Source organism: Bacillus sp. 522_BSPC (assembly GCF_001076885.1).
GTDB classification, from domain to species: Bacteria; Bacillota; Bacilli; order Bacillales; family Cytobacillaceae; genus Niallia; species Niallia hominis.
Map to the genome: position 1 here is coordinate 1 of NZ_JVDT01000221.1, position 18,925 is coordinate 18,925.

Below are 18,925 nucleotides of genomic sequence, written 5' to 3' on the forward strand. Positions count from 1 at the left end.
CTCAACTTTCGCAGAGTGATATCGGCAAATAAGCCTTGATATAATTAGGAAGGCCAGCGATCCACTGTTCAAGTTGACTTTGAATTATTTTTTTGATTTTCTTATTCGTTTGTTTAAGTGCATCTTGAAGAAGCTCGATCAATTGCTGTAATGCGACAGCCCAATCAAGTTCATTTACTTCATCGCATAATTCGTAAAACAGACCACCTATTGTGCGTTGATCGGTATTACAGCGATTCTGCCACGACAGAACGATAAAACGAGAAAACACAATCGTTGTATGGCAAATAAGCGCGTCATATGAACGGCTTTGGAATTCTTTTTCAAGTTTCAAAAGAGATTTGGCCGCCTTAAAGAATACCTCGATATCCCAGCGCATTCCATAGATTCGGACGATCTCCTGTTCTGAAAGAGTGCAGTCTGTGCTGAGGATGGCAAGCCAGTCGCTTTTCTTATTTCTGTTTTGAATGAATACCACTTTAATTGGTGTTCCATTAGCCATGATCGTATGGATGGAACGAAGAATTCCTTTCTTGGATTGAATGGGTCCAGCTAGGCGGTATAGTTGCTTTAAAGAAACCATCTCCCCGTTTACGTTATAACGTTGTTTTGTTTCTTTGACCATACCAATTACGTCTAATCCTTGATCCACAATAGACTTTACAAGTGGTGGCAATGTAAACCAAGAATCCATAAGGACATAACTTGCATCTATCCCATTGGCTAATGCACGTTTAATCATGTCAGGAACTTGTTCAGGCTCAGTTTGTAATGCATTTTCTCGACGCTTGTATCCACAAGTACGTTTATCAATTTTTTCAGAGATACCATTGATTTGAGACTTTTTTGAACTGACTAAAGAAAAGTCAATTGGCATAAATGTATAGCCATCTGACCAGCCCAAAGTGAGCATACGAAACCCCTTAAAGAAACGCATTTTCAGGGAAGCATGATCAAAACAACGAGCGAGAAGCTCTACCTTTTTACTACGATTTCGGTCATACGCAGAATCATCGATAATCAGTACTTTTGGACGCTCTTTATTCGTAAGGCGAGTCACCTTTTGAATAGTAAAAATGCTCAACAGTAGTAAGAAACGGCGCCAATTAAAAGTTGATTGGTTTAAAAAGCGATAGACGGCATCTTTGGCTGGAAACTGATCGGCTTTCTTTGAATCAAGAAGTGAAAACCAATTTTTGTGCTGGAAAATCAAACAGAAAACAAGCTGAAATAAGTAGGAACAGCTGAAACCGAAGGATTTTTTAATTCCTGCTTGGCGCAGGTGTTTATTCATTTCAAGCTCAGAAAAAACCGAATTAAGTTCTTTTGGTAGTTGATTGTTTTGGCTATTTTGGTCTATCATATAGGGAGCACCTCTTCTGTATGGTAGTGTTTTCTCTACAATTACACTATACCAAAGAATGAGGTGTTATTTCATTTTATTAAACACTGTCAAGCAACATATTTAATAGACCATAGACGCAATACAACTAACGATTTGCACTTATTTTTTTGGTGCGAAAGTTGAGTTAAAGTTATTAAAATTATTTAATAGTATAATGTTGTTTAAGTTTAACAAGACTTCCTTCCTCTATTTAAAAAATATCATATGACTAGTATATATGGTCCCATATTTATAAAAAAAAAAAGACCAAATAGCAAATATCACTATCTGGTCTTAACTGTATAATTATTATTTCAAACGAAAGGGGCGTATACACAAGAAAGGGATCTAAGACGTTTCAAGGAATACTAACCATCAGGAATCTATCAAAAAATTTAGTCCTGATACTGTTAAATTCAATATCAGTTGCCAATTTCCTTTTTAATTAATTACATTTTGAAATAATTTATTTACAATATTATTATCGCACATAAAAAATTGCCAATCTTTATTAACTAATATTAATTATGACTAATCATTACTACCTATAACTTAAAATATAGTATCTTATTCTCATTTTCATCAATAAAGATTTTGTTAGATCTTTCTTCCCTAATCTGTCTTTCCTTTACTTCCCTTCTTATTATATTTAGAGGTATAAACCAACTGATTGACCCGCAACTATAAACCATTACTGTAATTTCCGCATAAGTCATGTCTTTAGTAATCATATAAACTAGGAACCCTGCGAACAAACCTGTTAAGTTAAAAGTAATAAGTGTAATACCATTCCAAAACATCTCATTCTTAATTTTAAAATGCTCAGTAACATTATCAAATAGGTTTAAATAGAAACGGTGAAACAGAATACCACTACAGATAAATACTCCAGCAAATAGACAAAAATAGTCAATGGGACTGAATTTTAAGATGAAGTAATTAATTGGGTAGAACAAAACTGAATAAATTGAACAAAGTATGATTGCCCAAATAAACAGAGTAATAATAAATCGGACATTTGAATTAATCTCTTTCATGGCATCCCCCTTATAACAATCTAATTAACATCTTGTGATTTATACATACCCTTTGCTTCTATTACAGTATTAATTACTAGATTCCAACAGAATGATCCCATGAAGAAAAAGAAAGGCATGAAGAAAGTAGAAAACACATTGTTTCCTTGAAAAAATAATATCAGTCCGGATGTTATTGAGACAAATAATATTAAAATTAGCATCAACCAAGAAAAAGCAGGTGGCATTTTATTATTATATTTATTCTCATAGACAACATATTGATATGTTGGAATATACATTCTCTTATATATAAATCCCCCTACCTGCATGGTCAGATACGTAACAATAACTAAAGACATAAAACTGTGATTCCAGAATTGTAAGGTCAAAGGAGTAAACAATAAGATTAACAACAATCTACACAAGGCGTTAAATAAGTGAGTATTCACTCTCTTCTTCTTGTTAGGTATTAGCAAATCTATAATAAACGCCTCCGCTCTATTAAAATCTATGGATATTCTTTTATTATACGTTGATCAAGAGTTACAGTCAGGGCCAAATAAACGTCAAATTAAGTACCTATTCAACATATTTTGACACAAAAAAAAGGAGCGGGATTTATTGCTCCTTCTTCTTCAACAACTTTTCTGGAAAATTTGGCACTATCTTTGCTATGTGAAAACTAATTAACCATATAAAGCCAGCAATAACTGTGTACCATGTATAATTTAACGTATCTACTAGTCCTGACTGCAGTACAAACCAATTTCCTAGTAAAACTATGGAACAGTTGATCAAAAAAACGGAAAGTAGAAAAAGATTTCGGACGAATATTGCAAGGAAATCCTTATCCTTGATTTTTTTATGTAATCCAAAATATATCTCACTAAAACAAACCGTACCAATTATAGAAAAGATCAAAGCAGTCACGTATGTATATTCGTCAACTTGGAACGAAATAGGAACCGTTGAGATTAAAAATATTATTATTACTACAAAGAAAAATAAATATGTGAATGATTTATGTATTTCATGTTTATACATCATGCTCAACTCCTTTTAATGGTAGTATTTACAAAAAAGAAAAAGAGCAAACGTCATGTTTACTCTTCAATATGCACTGCTACTAGAGCCATTTGTTTATATATATTTTTCTTCCCCTTCCTCTTTGGCAAAATAACAATGTATAATCGCCAATGCATCACGCACGTGCTCGTTAGTTCTTAGTTCACCATATATTTTATGTATAGCCGGCTTTATTTCTTTCTTACTGGCTCTTCCATTTCCTGTGATAGCCTTCTTAATAGAAGCCGGGGCATATGTCTTTATTTCTATACCCTTGTTTGCTGCAATGAGAAAGATTATTCCTATAACCCAATTTACTTCCTTACTTCCACCAGTATAGTTATTTTCACATAAAATCAGTCGCACATAGTTTTCGTCAATTATTTTTTCAAGTTCCATGTATACAAAATGAATCCTTTTGTGAATAGGTGTATCAGCATTGGTTTTTATTGTATGAAGAATGACAATTTTTTGTTCGAAGGTTGTTATAGCAACGCCAGTAGAAGTTAATGAGGCATCTATTCCCATAATCGTTGGTTCATTTGTCAATTGCATATGCACCCCCCTACATTTGCACCAACATTTAACGATCAAATATTATGTTGGTACAGGCTTTGTCATTGGTGAGCACACTATCTCTTTGTCCTTTAATTATTTTTATCTAATTAACATTTTCTTTTTGTTTTTTCAATGAATTATAGATAAATCCGAGTTCTTTGAAATTGCAAAAGTACCTTTCATGAATTTCATTTTGATACGTAAAAATAATTTCAATCGGAAAATTCTCAACACTGGGATTTAATTTAACACTCATAATTAGTTCATCGTCCAATCCGTCTAGGATAATATCATTAAGTATGCTTATAAAAAAATCAGTTTGAATCGCCTTAAAATCTCTTTTAGTCAGGGTAAAACAATTTTTTTCACCTTCACGGTCAATTATTTCCACATAAACAAATTTATTTAAGTTATGCAATAGGACACTTGCTGCATCATTAAATAACTCATTTATTCTAATTAACTCATGAACGCTATATTCATATTTGCCCATTCATCTCCTCTCCCTTCTTTTTAATCCCCTATTTCAAGGGAATGCTCTATTTGTAACTTCTTTTTTAAGAAGGAAAAACCTTTATTAATAATGAAAGCCATATAGATATTGTTGAAGATTTTTGTAAATAAAATAAAAAAAAAGCAAGGATACTATCCCTGCCGTTGTTAATTATTCACTGTTATTCTCATGAAGCAGATCGTCATCAGGTTCTTCTAATTCCTCACATAACATAATTACTTTGAAGAGTTCATCGTTGTCTAAAATATATTCAGCCAGTATAGGAACTATCACTTTCATTAGACTTATAAAGGATGAATAAAAATTTTGAAAACAGAGGATATTATACTCACCTACATGGGCTGTATTTTTATCCACGAAACACTTTTGACTTTTCGTGATGTATAAAAAATAAATAAACTTGCTTTCAGAATGATTTATCCATTGAAAGCGGGGATGCTTTGCAATGATAATAGTATAATCATCGTGAATCGCCTTAACATAATCCAATTTCTTTTGTCTTTCCTTTCTAACCATATGAGTGTACACACCTTTCTAGTGAAAATATTTACACTTATTACTTTATACACACATATGTTCTATCCTTGTTTTCAATCTATTAAATTCCAAAAAACATAATTTCTTAAAAAGCCATATTAGTATGGATCGAAGTAATTAAAAATTATAGTACAGAAGTACTTAATTATTTTTTTAAAATGGTTTTATAGGCTTAGAACATCTTGAGTAAATAGGTATTTCACATTTTCACCAAAACTCGCCACAATTATCTTGTAACATATTAATCTGGTCTTTTTGCTTTTATGATATAACAATAATAAGCCTAAACATTGAATTGAGAGAGGAATGTTAAAAATGAAGATTTGATTGAATAGAAAGGATGTGATTTATTTGGATGAATTAAATGCAGTTTTGAACAAAATAAAGGAGTTATTCATCACAGTAAGATACAAGTACATCAAACAGAACAACGACGGCAATGGCTATCAAACTTTTAATGCATATGAAACCAAAAGTCATAAACCTCTGCACGATGGATTTTTAAAATCACACCTAATGAGAGAAAATACATACGGGATTTTTTGCAGAAAAACACTAACAAAATTTATGACATTTGATGTAGATGTCCCCGATAAAATAGAAGCAAACAGGGTGGTTTTGGCTCTCTATGAATCTTTAAATGACTTGGGTATCCCTACCGATAAAATCTTCACAAGTTGGAGCGGTACTAAGGGATATCATGTCGATATTTACTTTTCAAAAGAAATTCCATACAAGTCTATGGAAAAACTATATAATGCTGCGGTTGAATCAACACTAAATCTTGTTAATGGAAATTTAAACGGAAAAATAGAAAAAAGACCTTCACCTACTCAAGGCTTAAAACTCCCTCTGAGTATAAATTTTAAAAATAAAAATCAACACGATAATATTTGCTGGTATGTTGACGTTCAAAATGGCTTTAAACCTATCCGTTCCTTAGATTTTATTTTAACAATACAACCTATAGATGCTGATGTTTTAAAGGATTTAATTAATGATTTACCAGATGAAACGGACTTATTCCGGATTCTTAAACCCGTGAAAAGAGAAATTAGTCCAGACCTAACTAATCTAGACTTATCCAAAGAATCTCCGAATTCATTAGCGTCATTATACAAAAATGGCATAAGGACACCGAATTCCAGAAATGCTTCTCTTTGTAAACTAGCCATCTATTTTAATACCCTAAAGATTTCAAATCAAGAATGTGAGCAAAGGCTTAATGAATGGATGGAAAAACAAGATCCTAAATATTATACAACCCCACTGAAAACTTGCTATCAAGAAATTACACGAATTGTTAATCATGTTTATAAAAAAAATCTAGTGATGAATGAAGGGAAAAATGAAATTGTAGTATCTAGAAGTGAAATGTTAACTATTTATCAATATCCCAAAAAGTTACACCTTACAATTAACGCATTACTAATTCATTCCAAACGCTTCAGAGATAAAAATAGACAATTCTATATGACATATGAACAAATAGCGACTGCTGCACGATGCTCTAAGAACAAAGCAATTGATCATATTAAAGAACTTGAACAGTTAGGTTTAATAAAGGTAACAAGGAATCCCATCTTTGGATTGCCAGAAAATCGGCCGAATACCTATGAATTAAATCTTAATTGGCTCGAAGCGTTACCTGAAATTACAGTTACAGTGTCAGTTGATAAGGTGGATTCCTATCGTGATATTAGAACAACTCTAATAATGAAAACATTTCCTAACAACGAATGGTGGAATATTAATGAGATACTTACTAAAGCAAAAAACCAACAAGTAACTAAAATACAATAAATTAAGTACTTCTATACAGTTTTCTTCAATTTTATCTAATCATATTAAAATGGACGGATTTAAAGAGTGAGAATTTCCCACTCTTTTTCTATTAAACACAATATAAACAAAGTTACATCGGTTTCCTGATATTCCAACAGAGTAAGTTTATCCCCAATAAATAGTCTTATCTATTTGGCGAAATAAGAAACTTAACAAAGAAAGAATATCAAGAGCATCCTTTACATCAATTGGCCATTCTAGGGCTAGTTCATGCCCTTTAGGATTGCGAATCGCCCTCATAACGCCCATACAAAGGTGCATTATACCCTCTTGCTCATTACGATCTGTTTCAGTAACTTGTTTATTTAATTTTAAACTACCTTTCATTGATAATGCTGCACTCATTAAATCTGACCCATGTTTATCTAATTTAGCCTTTTCTGCGACATACTTGTCAAATGCCTTGCAGCATTCAAAGACAGCGTGAAAATATCTTCCTTCAGCGAAAAGTTCTCTTCCATGCTTACGAATCTCCTCATGGTAGTTTCTAGAATCAAACGCTTTTACTTCTTTAGAATTTCTATTCAAACTAGTATCTATTTTTCCCGCAAAAAAGATTTTACCTGTTTCTAAACTTACTTTAAGCCCGTAAAACTTTATTATCTCATTTACTTGTCCCACAATTTCCTCATGGTAATTGCCATTATTTATGTATTCTTGGGGATTACAAAGTGCTTGAATAATTTTCGCTACCTGATATTGACCAGAGGGATTCCTTTGGATTTCTTGAAGTACTTGGTAAACAAATCTCCATTTTGTTTTTCCATCATGAAGATATTGTGGGAATCCTGCTTTATGAAAAAAATTAGTTATTTCAGACCCGGTATATCTATCACCGATTATTTTTGAAAGTTGTTCTAAAGCCGATAACTCAAATGGCTCAATTGTTATAGTATTGGCTTTTATCATGTAGATCACCTTTTATTTATTTTTTCTTCAAAAAGTTTATAAATATCTAAAAGAAAACAGATACCTCAAAAATATAGTGGGTATCTGTTTCAGTTTGGAACTTCATTTAAGCATCCATCGGCCAACCTTTGTACTGTTCTTCAGCCTGTTCCATAAACTTATTTGTCAAAAATTGAAGTTGTTGCCCTGTTACTTTCTCCTTCATCAAAACCATTTTGACAGCAAGTTTCACTTTAGCATAAACATCTTGTCGGTGTGGGCTAGTCCAATCAACATCGAGTTTCTTTTTTAACTCATTAACAACTTTGTGTATTAAGTTGGCTAGGAACTCATTTGAAAAAGCGCCTTCTTCCATAGAGGTAATTACTTTGTAAAATTCAATCTCTTCTTCAGACAAGCCTAAGTCCTGTCGTTTGCGCATTTCCTCTTCCATTTCTTTGCGCATTTTAATCATCATGCGAACGACATCTGCCGCTTGAATAACACGATTATGGTATTCAGTTAATGTTTTTTCTAGCAACTCTTGCATTGTTTTTGTTTGCGGACTTCCTTGTTTAAAGGTTACTTTGATTTTGTCCTCAAGAAGTTTTTTAAGTAATTTTAACCGTAGATCCTCATGTTCTTTCTTTGTTAAATCGGCTAAAAATTGCTCATCAAGAATACTAATATCCTGCCGTTCTATTCCTGCCACTTTAAAAATATCTACAGTTTCTTTTGCTAATAAATTTTGATCTAATAGTGCTGACAATTGCTCTTCTAATGTCTTATTCCCTCCTGCAGTCCCACCGGGAGGTCGTAAATGTTTGCGTAATTGAGCCTTTAACATTAAATAAAGTGTTACTTCATCAGCAATGACCATTGCTTCTGGCTGATTTTTAACAAGTTGGTAAGATTTCTCTAGTTTCGTTGCATATTGTATATAATCCTCTGTATCGCTGCTTAATAGCACATTTACTAAATCTGCTATAAAATCTTCCCTATCTATTTGGGATTTATGTCTCCAACCTTCTATCTCTATATTTGAAGGGATAAAGTTTCTAACAGATTCTAAATTTTCATTAAAAATTCTAATTGCCTCAGCAACATCATAAGCAGGATTGCCTGTTCCTCCGCCTTTAGTATATTTTTGTGTTGCCTCTTTTAGAGAAGTAGCAATGCCTATATAATCGACAACCATTCCACCTTCTTTACCGGGGAAGACTCGGTTAACCCTTGCAATTGCTTGCATTAGATTATGCCCCTTCATAGGCTTATCAACATATAGGTATGAGAGTGGCTGTGCGTCCATACCTGTTAGCCACATATCCACTACTATTACAAACTTAAGTGGGTCTTCAGGGTTCCTTAATTTAGCCTTAACATCTTCTTGTTCTTTCTTAGACTTAATATGTGAATATTGGCTTCCTTCTTGAATTTCTCTCCATTCGCGCGGATCTTTTGATACATCGCCTGTCATAATGACTTCCATATTTGGACAACCTTCTACCGCTTGTAGACAATCGTATAAATCTGCAGCAATTTGACGGCTCATACAAACGATCATTGCTTTTTGAAAAGGATTGGCCATTGAATTAAAATGTGATACGATATCGTTTGCAAGACGTTTGAGCCGTTTTGGAGTTCCCACAACTTTTTCTAAAGCGGCCCACTTTCTTTTATAGCCCTCTGAATCATCACTTTCACCATTGTCTACAAATATATCATCGAATTGACCATCTATATCCTCTGCGGTTAAATCAAGTGGTACTAGTCGGCTTTCATAATAGATTGGTAATGTTGCTTTATCCGCAACAGCCTGTGCCATGTCATAACGATGAATAGTGTGTCCAAATATCTCTTCTGTATTGTTTCCAACAAAATCTACTGGAGTCCCTGTAAAGCCGATATGGGAGGCGTTTGGAAGTGCAAAACGCAATTGCGCCGCGTAACCACCTTCAAATCCTGACTGTGTACGATGTGCCTCGTCAGCAATTACAACAATGTTCCTCCGTTCTGAAAGTACAGGGTGTTGTGTTTCTTCACCTTTTAGGCGAAATTTTTCTATTGTTGAAAAGACAACAGGGGTGGCTTCACCTCTAAGAATTGTTCTTAACTTTTCAGTGCTACTTGCCCTTTCAACCTTTCCTATTAATGACTCACCCTCAACAAAAGTATCATACAATTGTTCATCTAAATCATTTCTATCCACTTGAATCACAATGGAAGGATTATTTAGTTCATGATGTCTGCTTAAAATACCTGCAAAGAAAAGCATACTTAATGATTTCCCTGAACCAGTCGTATGATACATAACGCCAATTTTACGGTCTCCATCTGGCCTTGTTGCACGAACTGTTTCCGTAACTGCAAAATTAACCCCGAAAAATTGGTGGTATTTTGCCCCTATTTTCTTCGTTTTGTCGCCGGCCTTAAGGAAGACTATAAAGTTACGAATATAGTTTAACAGACGGTCTTTAGGGAACAGTCCTTCAATTAATGTGCGCATAGTATTTGCCCGATTGTTGTCTACATTTCTTCCGTCAATGGATTTCCATGAAGCAAAAAAATCATAATCAGCAAAAGGCATTCCATGCTTGGTTTCCACATTATCCGAAACAACTGTGAAGGTATTATAATTAAAAAGTTGTGAAATATCATAGGTGTAATTTTGAATTTGTGTATAAGCATCCTTCACAGTTGCTTGTTCACTATTAGGATTTTTTAATTCAAATACAATGAGCGGAAGCCCATTAACATATATAATAATATCTGGTCTTCGAGACATTCTTCCTTCAATTGAAAGTTGATTAACCACAAGAAAGTCATTGTTTTCTGGAGTATTCCAATCGATTGGAAAAACGTGGGGAGTAAAAGTTTCACCGTTCAATTCATAGTTGAACTCTACTCCCTTAACTAATACTTGATGAAAGGCTTGGTTTCTCTGAATTAAATTAATCCCATCAGGAGATGTAAAAATACTTGATAATCGCCTGATTTCTTGTTCTGGAATATGAGGGTAAGCCTTCTTTAAGAAGGCTTCAAGCCTATTAAATATAATTACTTCCTGTAAATGTTGACGTTCACCACGTTGGAACAATTCTTGGGCATGAAGATATTCATAACCAATTCTTTTTAATCTCTCTATCGTTGTCTCTTCAAATGCTGATTCACCTAGAGGTCTGGACATGATAAGCACCTCCTACAAATAAGAATTGTATTACTACTTAATTAGTTCCTCAACTTCTGATAATTCTATATCTCCTGACAATAAACGTGGAAGGAGATACTCTTTAGTTTCCATTAATTGTTGAATTTCAATTAGGTTACTTTCAATTTGATTAAAAATATTTGTACATTTGTTAGTAAATTCTTCAATTCCAACTGCCTCTAATATTAATAACTTTTTAAAATTTGTTTTACTTACTTCTTTAAATGTACTTCCATTAGAAATGGACAAGATTTGTTCCATACTTGTTTTTAACCAATAATATAATTGATAAATAGAAAACTTATCATTAGGTATTAAAGTAATAAACCCTTGGTTGGTACACGATTCTTCCCTATTTATAGAAATTTCGCCAATTGTGGCTCGACTAGTCATCATAATACTATATGGGGGAAACAATTTAGCCGAACTTTTTTCAAGTCCAAGTTGAGTAATTTTCTTTGCTGATTTAGTAATAAATAATGACTTTTGAGAAGTTAAATCTGTTGGCGAAAACCAATTTATTGTCCCGTTTTCCCAAAATTCTCCCATACTCGTTTTTGGTGTTCCACCACCTAAAACCTTAACAACCTTACCAATCTCTACTTCTTTCCAAATTGAAGGTATTAATCCTGATTCTGAATCGATAAATTCCCAATCCATAAAAGGCTCAAACTTGATGAAATAATGTTTATATAACTCATAACCCATTTCTTCTAATGTTTCGTTCATTAATAGAGCCAATTCAATTTTCCTATTTATGGCTCCCATAATTGATACAATCTTCTCCTGAATCTCTATCGGTGGAAGAGGTATCCTGTACTCTCTAAAGGCTTTTAAAATTACCCTTGGAATTGCAGATCCAGAAACTAATGTTTCTTTCATATTTCTTATATTATCTTTCTCAGATAAATATAGTGCAAGATAGTCAGGAAGAACTTTTGAAGTATCTGGTCTAAGTATTGCCACAGAAGATAATAAAACAATTGGCTGAAAAATACGTTGAACTAATACTGTTTCCAAACAACTATTACCATCCTTTGCAATTAAAACATCGTTGATTTCCGGCTGGCAGCCCTGCCTAATTAAGTTTTCATAATCTTCCTTACTAATATTTCTACAAGTATTTAAATTGAAACCGAATTGGGTCATGTCCTTTACTGATGCCATTAAATATCCAGAATCTTGTACAGTCGGAGGGCTATTATGTGCTCCATCAGTTATCTTTAAACAAATATCTTCAAGACGCTCCATTGACCATATGCTCATTTTATTATCTCCTCTAAGTCTTTCCGGATTTTCTCTTGAAGTTTATTTGATTCATTAAACTGCTCAACCAATTTTTGCGTCAATTCAATCATTTTTTCCTCGAATGCTATTTCCTCTTCTTCAATAATTTCAGTGCCTACATATATACCCGGATTCAGTTTGTAGTCTGATTGTTTTACTTCATCAATCGCAACTACTTTACATAGCCCCGGTATGTCTTCATATGTGTTTTCCCCTTCATTTTTAAAGTTATGATAAATTGAAGCAATTCTATTAATTTCTTCCTGAGAGAGTGCTTTTTGCTTACGACTTACTAAGGCACCCATTTTCCTTGCATCAATAAATAAAATTTCATCTTCACGAGGACGGAATCCATTTCCACCCATTCTGTTCTTGCTTAAGAAAAATAGACAACAGGGAATTCCCGTTGTAAAAAATAATTTATCTGGAAGTTGGACTATGCAATCAACTATTCTGTCATCAATTAACTTTTGCTTTACATCCTTTTCTTCTTTTTGATTAGTAGTCATTGCCCCATTTGCCATAACAAAACCTGCAGTACCTTTATCATTTAGGTGATATAAAAAATGCTGCATCCACATGTAATTGGCATTACTATTAGTTACCGGACCAATTAATCTTGGGTCGTTCTTAGCGATTCTTTCCGCCCCCCAATCTTTTTGATTAAAAGGAGGATTTGCAATTACATAATCTGCTCTCAAATTAGGAAATTGGTCATTTAATAAAGAATCGCCTAAGCGTATATCTGCATTTATTCCATGGAGAAGGACATTCATTTTTCCAAGTCGAACTGTTGTTGTTACGTTTTCTTGACCATAAAATGAAAGTGCGTGTTTTCTAGGGGCATATTCCTCGCTTTGTATAAACATCCCACCTGAACCACATGCTGGATCAAAGACTTTTCCACTTATAGGCTCTAACATTGCAACTAATAGTTTTACAATGCTTGATGGTGTAAAGAATTCTCCTCCCCTGTTTCCTTCAGATGAGGCAAAGGAACCGATAAAATACTCATAAGTACGACCTAAGACATCTACACTCTCATCAGTCCTAGCACTAAATACATCTCGTGAAAATATTTCAATTAGTCCTGCTATGTTTTCAGCAGGTAGATTAGAGCCTTGAAAGGTTCTTGGTAGCATTCCTTCCAGTTCTGGGTTCTCCTCTTCAATTCGTTTCATTGCATTGTCTAGTATTTCTTTTATATTAGGTTGTTTTGCATTTGACATTATATAAGACCATTGAGCCTCTTCTGGTACTACAAACACATTCTCAGCCTTATACTGGTCATGGTCATCAATTATTACCATTTGTGTTTCTGTATCCTCTGTAAACCAATCACTCTTTGGATCTTTAACCATTTGTTCTAGTTGCATACGACGCTGCTCATATTTATTTGATAAGTACCTTAGAAATATCAAAGGTAACACATAATGTTTATAATCAGCAGGTGCCACACTACCCCGCATTTTATTCGCTGCTTCAAATAAGTCTTTCTGAAAATCTATGTCTGCCTGTACCTTCATGGTTTATCCTCCTATATTTCCACAAAACATCTTACTATGTACCTATTTTATCATAAATGAGAAAATCTTAAATTACAGTTTACAAATATTAGTAGGTAATAAAAAGAAGTAAGGACCAAATCCTTACTTAATCAACTTTCTATAACTAATTAAATCATAAATTGCTTTAAATGCTCTAAAATTCGTTTTATTTTTGACTGTGATATAAAGTAGTTTTTCACTAATACAGTTAATTCATTTGGCTTTTTACTTTGATTCATTAGTGACTCCTCTTCAGTAATTATAAGACAAAATCTCGTTTGGTTTAGTCGGGAGCCTTTCATCTTTACAACAGCAACACAATAATTTTCTTGTTGTGCTAGAACAATATCATCGCTTACTTGTATAATATGCGTTTCATTTCTTAGGTTCATCCATATCCCTCTTTCGTTAGATAATTCATCATGGTGTTCTATATAGCGGTGCATGACCTTTAATTAAGTGAAAGTTAGAACTAATTTCATTTATAATTGAAAGAGAGAAGAAATCAAATTGATCTAATATAAGGAGAACATTAATGGTATATGACAGAGATAGTATTATAAATATTTTGGCAAACAAGTATTATCAATTCCTTTGTAATCTCCCATTTCATGATCAACTCTTTATGAAGGGAATTCACGAAGGTAAGGGTAAATTTCTCGCAAATTTACATATCAATTTAGCCACAAGAAACCTACCTGAAAAGTGGAATGACAAGCGATATTCTACTGACTATGTGACACCAGCAGCATTAGAAGTTCTCAAGACTCATAGTGTTAAAGGATTAGAGTACGAGCATCTTATTCCAAAGAAGAAATACGTACAAGATATATGCGAACAAAAAGCAATAGAAGGAAGTCTTACTGAAGAATTCGTTAGGAATATCATAAATCAGTACCTTTGGACAGCAACAGTTACTTCAGAAGAACATAAGAATCTTTCTCGAAGAGTAATGCCTTTAAACTGGGATCAAACCAATATTAAAGCAAGATATGAGAATGCTGGGCTAACCTTACTAAAACATTCTAAAGACTATTTTTCATAAAATAACTCTAGGAATCGATATTCCAAAAATTCTATATATAACAGCACACAATAAAAGTGGTACATAAACTCGAAAAATTGAATTAGGAGGCTACTGATGAATATATTTGATCAAATTTTTAGCAGAACTAAAAATTCACCATTAAAACGAAAAAATAATATTGAATTTGAGATAAACTATCAAACTGAAAATATAACAAATAAAGGTTTTGAAATAATTTCAAGAGGCCAAAATGGTGATCATAATTTAATTCTATATAGGCACTTTTATGAAGAAACTCCCAAGGAGGACGAAACTATAATCTTTCTTGGAATTAGAGTAATAACTAATAAAGGGATTCTCCACCCTGATCCAGTTTTAAAAGCATTTTTCAACGATGACTTTACTGATATTTCTTTAGCCGATATTGAAATTGAAGAATATCTTTCCAACCACGGTTATGGAAGCATACTACTTAGCACCCTTATTGAGATTGCAAAAAAAAGGAATATAGATAGTATCACTGGTTGGATATCCAGTGTTGATTTTGACCATTTAGAAAGGTTAGTTCATTTTTATAAGAAGCACAATTTTGAAGTGATCTTGGCTGAAAATAGTAAAGACAGCCTAAAAATAGGTGATTTAAAATGGAAAAATTTTAAATAAGGGAGGTCTATAAATGGGGGAAAAGTTAAGTAGTTTTTCATTTGAGCACCTTTTGGAAACCATCGTTAAAGATGAAATATCTATTTCAGTAAATAAATTAAACAAGAGTGAAAAATATCCAATTAAAAAATATCTAACTATTAAAGAAGTATCCTCGTTAACTGGTATTGGTTCTTCCGTAATTCGACAATTGACCCTATCAAGAGCAATGCCACATCGAAAAGTTAAATCTCGGATAATACTAGATGAAAATGAAATTAAGGAAACAATTGAGAGTTATAAAAAGTTTGGCTGGACTGATCCAGATAAAAATTGGGATGTTAAATCAGTTCAATCTGAAATTGCCGACTTTCAAAAGACAAGGGAGGAACCTACTATGATTGATGAAATACTTCGAAAGATAATCAGAGAGGAATTGGCCAGTTTTTCAAATGAAATAAAAAACTATGCAACGAAAGACAAGGAAAGTTACTATGGAAGAACTGTTTTGACTATAAAGGAAGCAGCAAACCATTTTCGGACAAGCCCTTCTACAATTTATAGTTTAATCAAAGAAGATGGTATGCCTCACTTTAAAATTTATAGTAGACACTATATTGTCCTTGAAGAGGCTGAAGCATATCTATGGAGAGAGACTGCTAAATCATACGCAGATGATGGAAATATTTATTGGCAACGAATCTTACAAAGACTTGATTGGGAGGAAAGAGAAAGAAACGCTGCATACGAAAAGGCACTAAAAAGGCTAGAAGAAAGTACATATTAGATCTTGAAATGATACTCAATTATTATTTTTCAATGTAAAAAGAGCATATCCTAAATTCAAGGGATGTGCTCTTTTACTTATATGAAACAACTTCAAATATAGGAGTTTAAAATTATCCTTAATGAAATAAATTTCACGGATTTCATTTTATCTATATTTCAAGAAAAATATATTATTATGATTAATTATATTAAGTGGATATCTTATATAACCTAAACAACATCTAAAAATTCATCGATTGTCATTTGTTCTGAACTTTCAAATATATGACTTCCAGTTTCAATAAATCTATCTGAAAGCAAATATCTTCTTACACTTTTCACCTTTTTATCGTCAACAGAACCAAATGAGTAATTCTGTTCGTGTATTGTAATGCTTACACCCATTTGAACGATTTGCTCGATAACTTCTTTAGTATTATTATGAACCCAACGCTTCATCTTATTTTTAAATGGCGCAGGCAATTGACCCCAAACAGGGTTTATTTTTTCACAAATGCTTGTGCTATTAAACGAAAATGGTTGTGATCCAATATTCTTGCCAATTATACTCCTTAATGAATTTCTTACTTGTGTTTGTAAAATGTCTTCATTTTCTTTCTCTAATTGGCCGTTGATATCAACAGGAACAATATATATTAAACTCTTATTCAATAAGGCTTTTTCATTTATTACTTTATAACTATCCAGTTTTTTGCCCTCAAGTACCGAAAGATATAATCCATCAGGTTTAACTTCTATCCCAAATACATCATGCTGCATAACCTGTCCTAATTTAACCTTAATAATATTACTTATGGAATCCAATGTAGTGGTTAATTTTTTTTGATTTTGTTGACTAACACCGTACATGATTTTTGCATTTATTTTTGATTTACTTTCTAACCCCAAAAAATCTTTTAAATGTTCAGGTGTGAGACTTAGGTAACCAGCAGCCTGCCTTGTCCCATGATGGGTCCAATCAATATCAAAATTCTGAACCTTACATTCAATCAATAAATATTCATTATTACTGTCTTTATATAAAACCACTTCTGGTGTTACTGCTTTTTTGGGTTCAAATAATTCTTTAAGAATTTTTATACTACCCGGCTCTAGTGAAATAGGCTTTTCAATTTGTTTTAATGTGTAACCCTTTCTGTTGAAATATGGATAAAAATTAGAACCTTTAGGGTAGGGAAGGCATAAATGAATTAATAAATTAAGTTGAAATAACGGATTCAAATCTAAATTCAATAATCTTCACCACCTATTACTTGGTTTAATATACCCTCATAAGGATAATCTCCAATAAATACATCAATTTGTGGGTCTAAAAATCTCTGAATATTTGTTACAAGTCGATGTATTGTGTTCCCGCAAGTACCTTTTGGAAGAAATAAGATAAATTCTTCTGTGCTTAAATCTAAAACAACATTTTGCCATAAGTGAAGGTCTACCCCGTAAATGTGAACCCGTTCCTCACTTACCCTTTTAATTTCTCCATAAATTTTAAATGGCTCTCTACCTTTGGGAAAGGTATATTCAATAAAATTATTAAAAACGAAACTGCTTAACGGTTTATTAAACCTAATTGTAACAGGACTCGCTTTAAATGAATTGATTACCGATATATCTTTTCCTTTTATGTTCTCTACTTCTATCCAAGTTTTTTGTTCCAAACGCTCTGTCATATTTTGATAAATGCCAACAATTTGTTTTAACTGCATTCTATGGTCTGAGAAACTATCCGAACGATTTGTGAATTTACCATTTTGGTAAACATCATGACCACCTTTTCCTACATGGCTTGGAAACCGTAAACTTCCAACTGAGTGAAAAGAAGAAAAGTATTTCCTAACTCCGTTAAGTTTATCAACTATACCACCTAATTCTTCTACTAATGATACTGAGGAAACTTTGTGTTCAATGATTTCATCTTGAATCTGAAAGTTTTTCTCAAACATGGCATTGAACTCAAATTTCATTTTAGTAAAACGTTCAGGGTGATGAATTGAAGTAATTTCTTCTAAAAAGTTGTCATACATCTTACCTGAAATCCACAACGAATCTAGTATTGAAGATTTTTTTACATACATTGTCGCAAGATGATCCGAATACTTTGAGGATTCCGTTGTATATAAAGTACAGAATCTAGAGTTTATTTGCTCTATAAAACCGATTAATTTATCATTCTCATTTAATATAAACAGTTCTTCATCTATTTGTTGAAGGGAATGTTTTGTATCCCCAAATAAATTCTGAACATTCATGGATTCAGTTAAAACATTTGAAGACTCAAATAGGCTCTGATCAAATGTTTCAAATACATATGATTTTAAGAGTGTATTTTTCATTTTATAATTATCAATTTGTTCTTTAGTACTCTGAGAATACTCTTCTAGATAATTAAAAATATCTTCCCTAGACTTCCATTTTCTATCCATTCCAACACCCCCACGTTAAAAGTTTCTATGTACGAAAAAACCCTCCTCATCCAACGATGAAGAGGGTTCTTTGGGAACAGTGCGCTCAGTTGCGCGGAGTGCTATGACTCAATGTTCCCAAACATTGAATGCGCTCAGTTACGCGGTGCGCTAAGGCACAACATACTATATTATATACCGATAGTGTACTAC

At 32.9% G+C, this 18,925-nt stretch carries 16 protein-coding genes; 4 read left to right on the forward strand and 12 right to left on the reverse strand.

The annotated features are described in order from the left end of the window. Nucleotide 1: 1 nt before the first annotated feature. The 5 genes from ADJ83_RS18105 to ADJ83_RS18135 form a co-directional block, all read right to left on the reverse strand. Entirely contained in the window at nucleotides 2–1,363 is a 1,362-nt protein-coding gene (locus ADJ83_RS18105; RefSeq protein ID WP_048717268.1) for an IS4 family transposase, read from the reverse strand. 1,658 nt (nucleotides 1,364–3,021) lie between these two features. Then, nucleotides 3,022–3,450: a hypothetical protein gene (locus ADJ83_RS18120; RefSeq protein WP_204375775.1), complete on the reverse strand. Its 429-nt coding sequence runs from the start codon at nucleotides 3,448–3,450 to the stop codon at nucleotides 3,022–3,024. Between the two features lie 93 nt (nucleotides 3,451–3,543). Continuing rightward, entirely contained in the window at nucleotides 3,544–4,023 is a 480-nt protein-coding gene (locus ADJ83_RS18125) for a crossover junction endodeoxyribonuclease RuvC (protein ID WP_031539067.1), read from the reverse strand. 106 nt (nucleotides 4,024–4,129) lie between these two features. Continuing rightward, nucleotides 4,130–4,519 carry a hypothetical protein gene (locus ADJ83_RS18130; protein ID WP_031539065.1) on the reverse strand — a complete coding sequence of 130 codons (390 nt, stop codon included), beginning with the start codon at nucleotides 4,517–4,519 and terminating at the stop codon, nucleotides 4,130–4,132. A 171-nt stretch (nucleotides 4,520–4,690) separates the two neighbouring features. Beyond that, a complete protein-coding gene (locus ADJ83_RS18135) occupies nucleotides 4,691–5,056 on the reverse strand; it encodes a hypothetical protein (RefSeq protein WP_031539062.1) in 366 nt (121 codons plus the stop codon). A 372-nt stretch (nucleotides 5,057–5,428) separates the two neighbouring features. Between ADJ83_RS18135 and ADJ83_RS18140 the strand changes: the two genes are divergently transcribed. Next, nucleotides 5,429–6,880 carry a TOTE conflict system archaeo-eukaryotic primase domain-containing protein gene (locus tag ADJ83_RS18140; RefSeq protein ID WP_031539060.1) on the forward strand — a complete coding sequence of 484 codons (1,452 nt, stop codon included), beginning with the start codon at nucleotides 5,429–5,431 and terminating at the stop codon, nucleotides 6,878–6,880. A gap of 147 nt (nucleotides 6,881–7,027) precedes the next feature. Here ADJ83_RS18140 and ADJ83_RS18145 read toward each other — a convergent pair whose 3' ends face one another. The 5 genes from ADJ83_RS18145 to ADJ83_RS18165 all read right to left on the reverse strand — a co-directional run bounded on the left by ADJ83_RS18145 (nucleotide 7,028) and on the right by ADJ83_RS18165 (nucleotide 14,244). Continuing rightward, nucleotides 7,028–7,831 carry a TIGR02391 family protein gene (locus ADJ83_RS18145; RefSeq protein ID WP_048718586.1) on the reverse strand — a complete coding sequence of 268 codons (804 nt, stop codon included), beginning with the start codon at nucleotides 7,829–7,831 and terminating at the stop codon, nucleotides 7,028–7,030. 106 nt (nucleotides 7,832–7,937) lie between these two features. Next, the gene (locus tag ADJ83_RS18150) at nucleotides 7,938–10,997 is read right to left on the reverse strand and encodes a type I restriction endonuclease subunit R (RefSeq protein ID WP_031539056.1); all 3,060 of its coding nucleotides are present in this window, start codon (nucleotides 10,995–10,997) and stop codon (nucleotides 7,938–7,940) included. A 33-nt stretch (nucleotides 10,998–11,030) separates the two neighbouring features. Then, nucleotides 11,031–12,284 (reverse strand): restriction endonuclease subunit S, encoded by a 1,254-nt coding sequence (locus ADJ83_RS18155; RefSeq protein ID WP_031539055.1) that lies wholly within the window; start codon nucleotides 12,282–12,284, stop codon nucleotides 11,031–11,033. Further along, complete coding sequence (locus ADJ83_RS18160; protein WP_031539054.1) at nucleotides 12,281–13,831, reverse strand: type I restriction-modification system subunit M; 1,551 nt, start codon at nucleotides 13,829–13,831, stop codon at nucleotides 12,281–12,283. Before ADJ83_RS18160 ends, ADJ83_RS18155 begins: the two co-directional genes overlap by 4 nt. 149 nt (nucleotides 13,832–13,980) lie before the next feature. Next, entirely contained in the window at nucleotides 13,981–14,244 is a 264-nt protein-coding gene (locus ADJ83_RS18165) for a hypothetical protein (RefSeq protein WP_031539053.1), read from the reverse strand. 143 nt (nucleotides 14,245–14,387) lie between these two features. Between ADJ83_RS18165 and ADJ83_RS18170 the strand changes: the two genes are divergently transcribed. The 3 genes from ADJ83_RS18170 (at nucleotide 14,388) to ADJ83_RS18180 (ending at nucleotide 16,308) form a co-directional block, all read left to right on the forward strand. Continuing rightward, nucleotides 14,388–14,897 carry a hypothetical protein gene (locus ADJ83_RS18170; RefSeq protein ID WP_031539052.1) on the forward strand — a complete coding sequence of 170 codons (510 nt, stop codon included), beginning with the start codon at nucleotides 14,388–14,390 and terminating at the stop codon, nucleotides 14,895–14,897. A 96-nt stretch (nucleotides 14,898–14,993) separates the two neighbouring features. Then, nucleotides 14,994–15,542, forward strand: a complete 549-nt coding sequence (locus tag ADJ83_RS24475) for a GNAT family N-acetyltransferase (RefSeq protein ID WP_051641000.1) — start codon at nucleotides 14,994–14,996, stop codon at nucleotides 15,540–15,542. 13 nt (nucleotides 15,543–15,555) lie between these two features. Then, a complete protein-coding gene (locus ADJ83_RS18180; protein ID WP_031539050.1) occupies nucleotides 15,556–16,308 on the forward strand; it encodes a helix-turn-helix domain-containing protein in 753 nt (250 codons plus the stop codon). Between the two features lie 212 nt (nucleotides 16,309–16,520). Here the strand turns inward: ADJ83_RS18180 and ADJ83_RS18185 are convergent, their stop codons facing one another. Both ADJ83_RS18185 and ADJ83_RS18190 read right to left on the reverse strand, forming a co-directional pair. Further along, nucleotides 16,521–17,543 (reverse strand): hypothetical protein, encoded by a 1,023-nt coding sequence (locus ADJ83_RS18185; protein WP_031539049.1) that lies wholly within the window; start codon nucleotides 17,541–17,543, stop codon nucleotides 16,521–16,523. Further along, complete coding sequence (locus tag ADJ83_RS18190) at nucleotides 17,540–18,733, reverse strand: hypothetical protein (RefSeq protein WP_031539048.1); 1,194 nt, start codon at nucleotides 18,731–18,733, stop codon at nucleotides 17,540–17,542. Before ADJ83_RS18190 ends, ADJ83_RS18185 begins: the two co-directional genes overlap by 4 nt. Nucleotides 18,734–18,925: the final 192 nt, after the last annotated feature.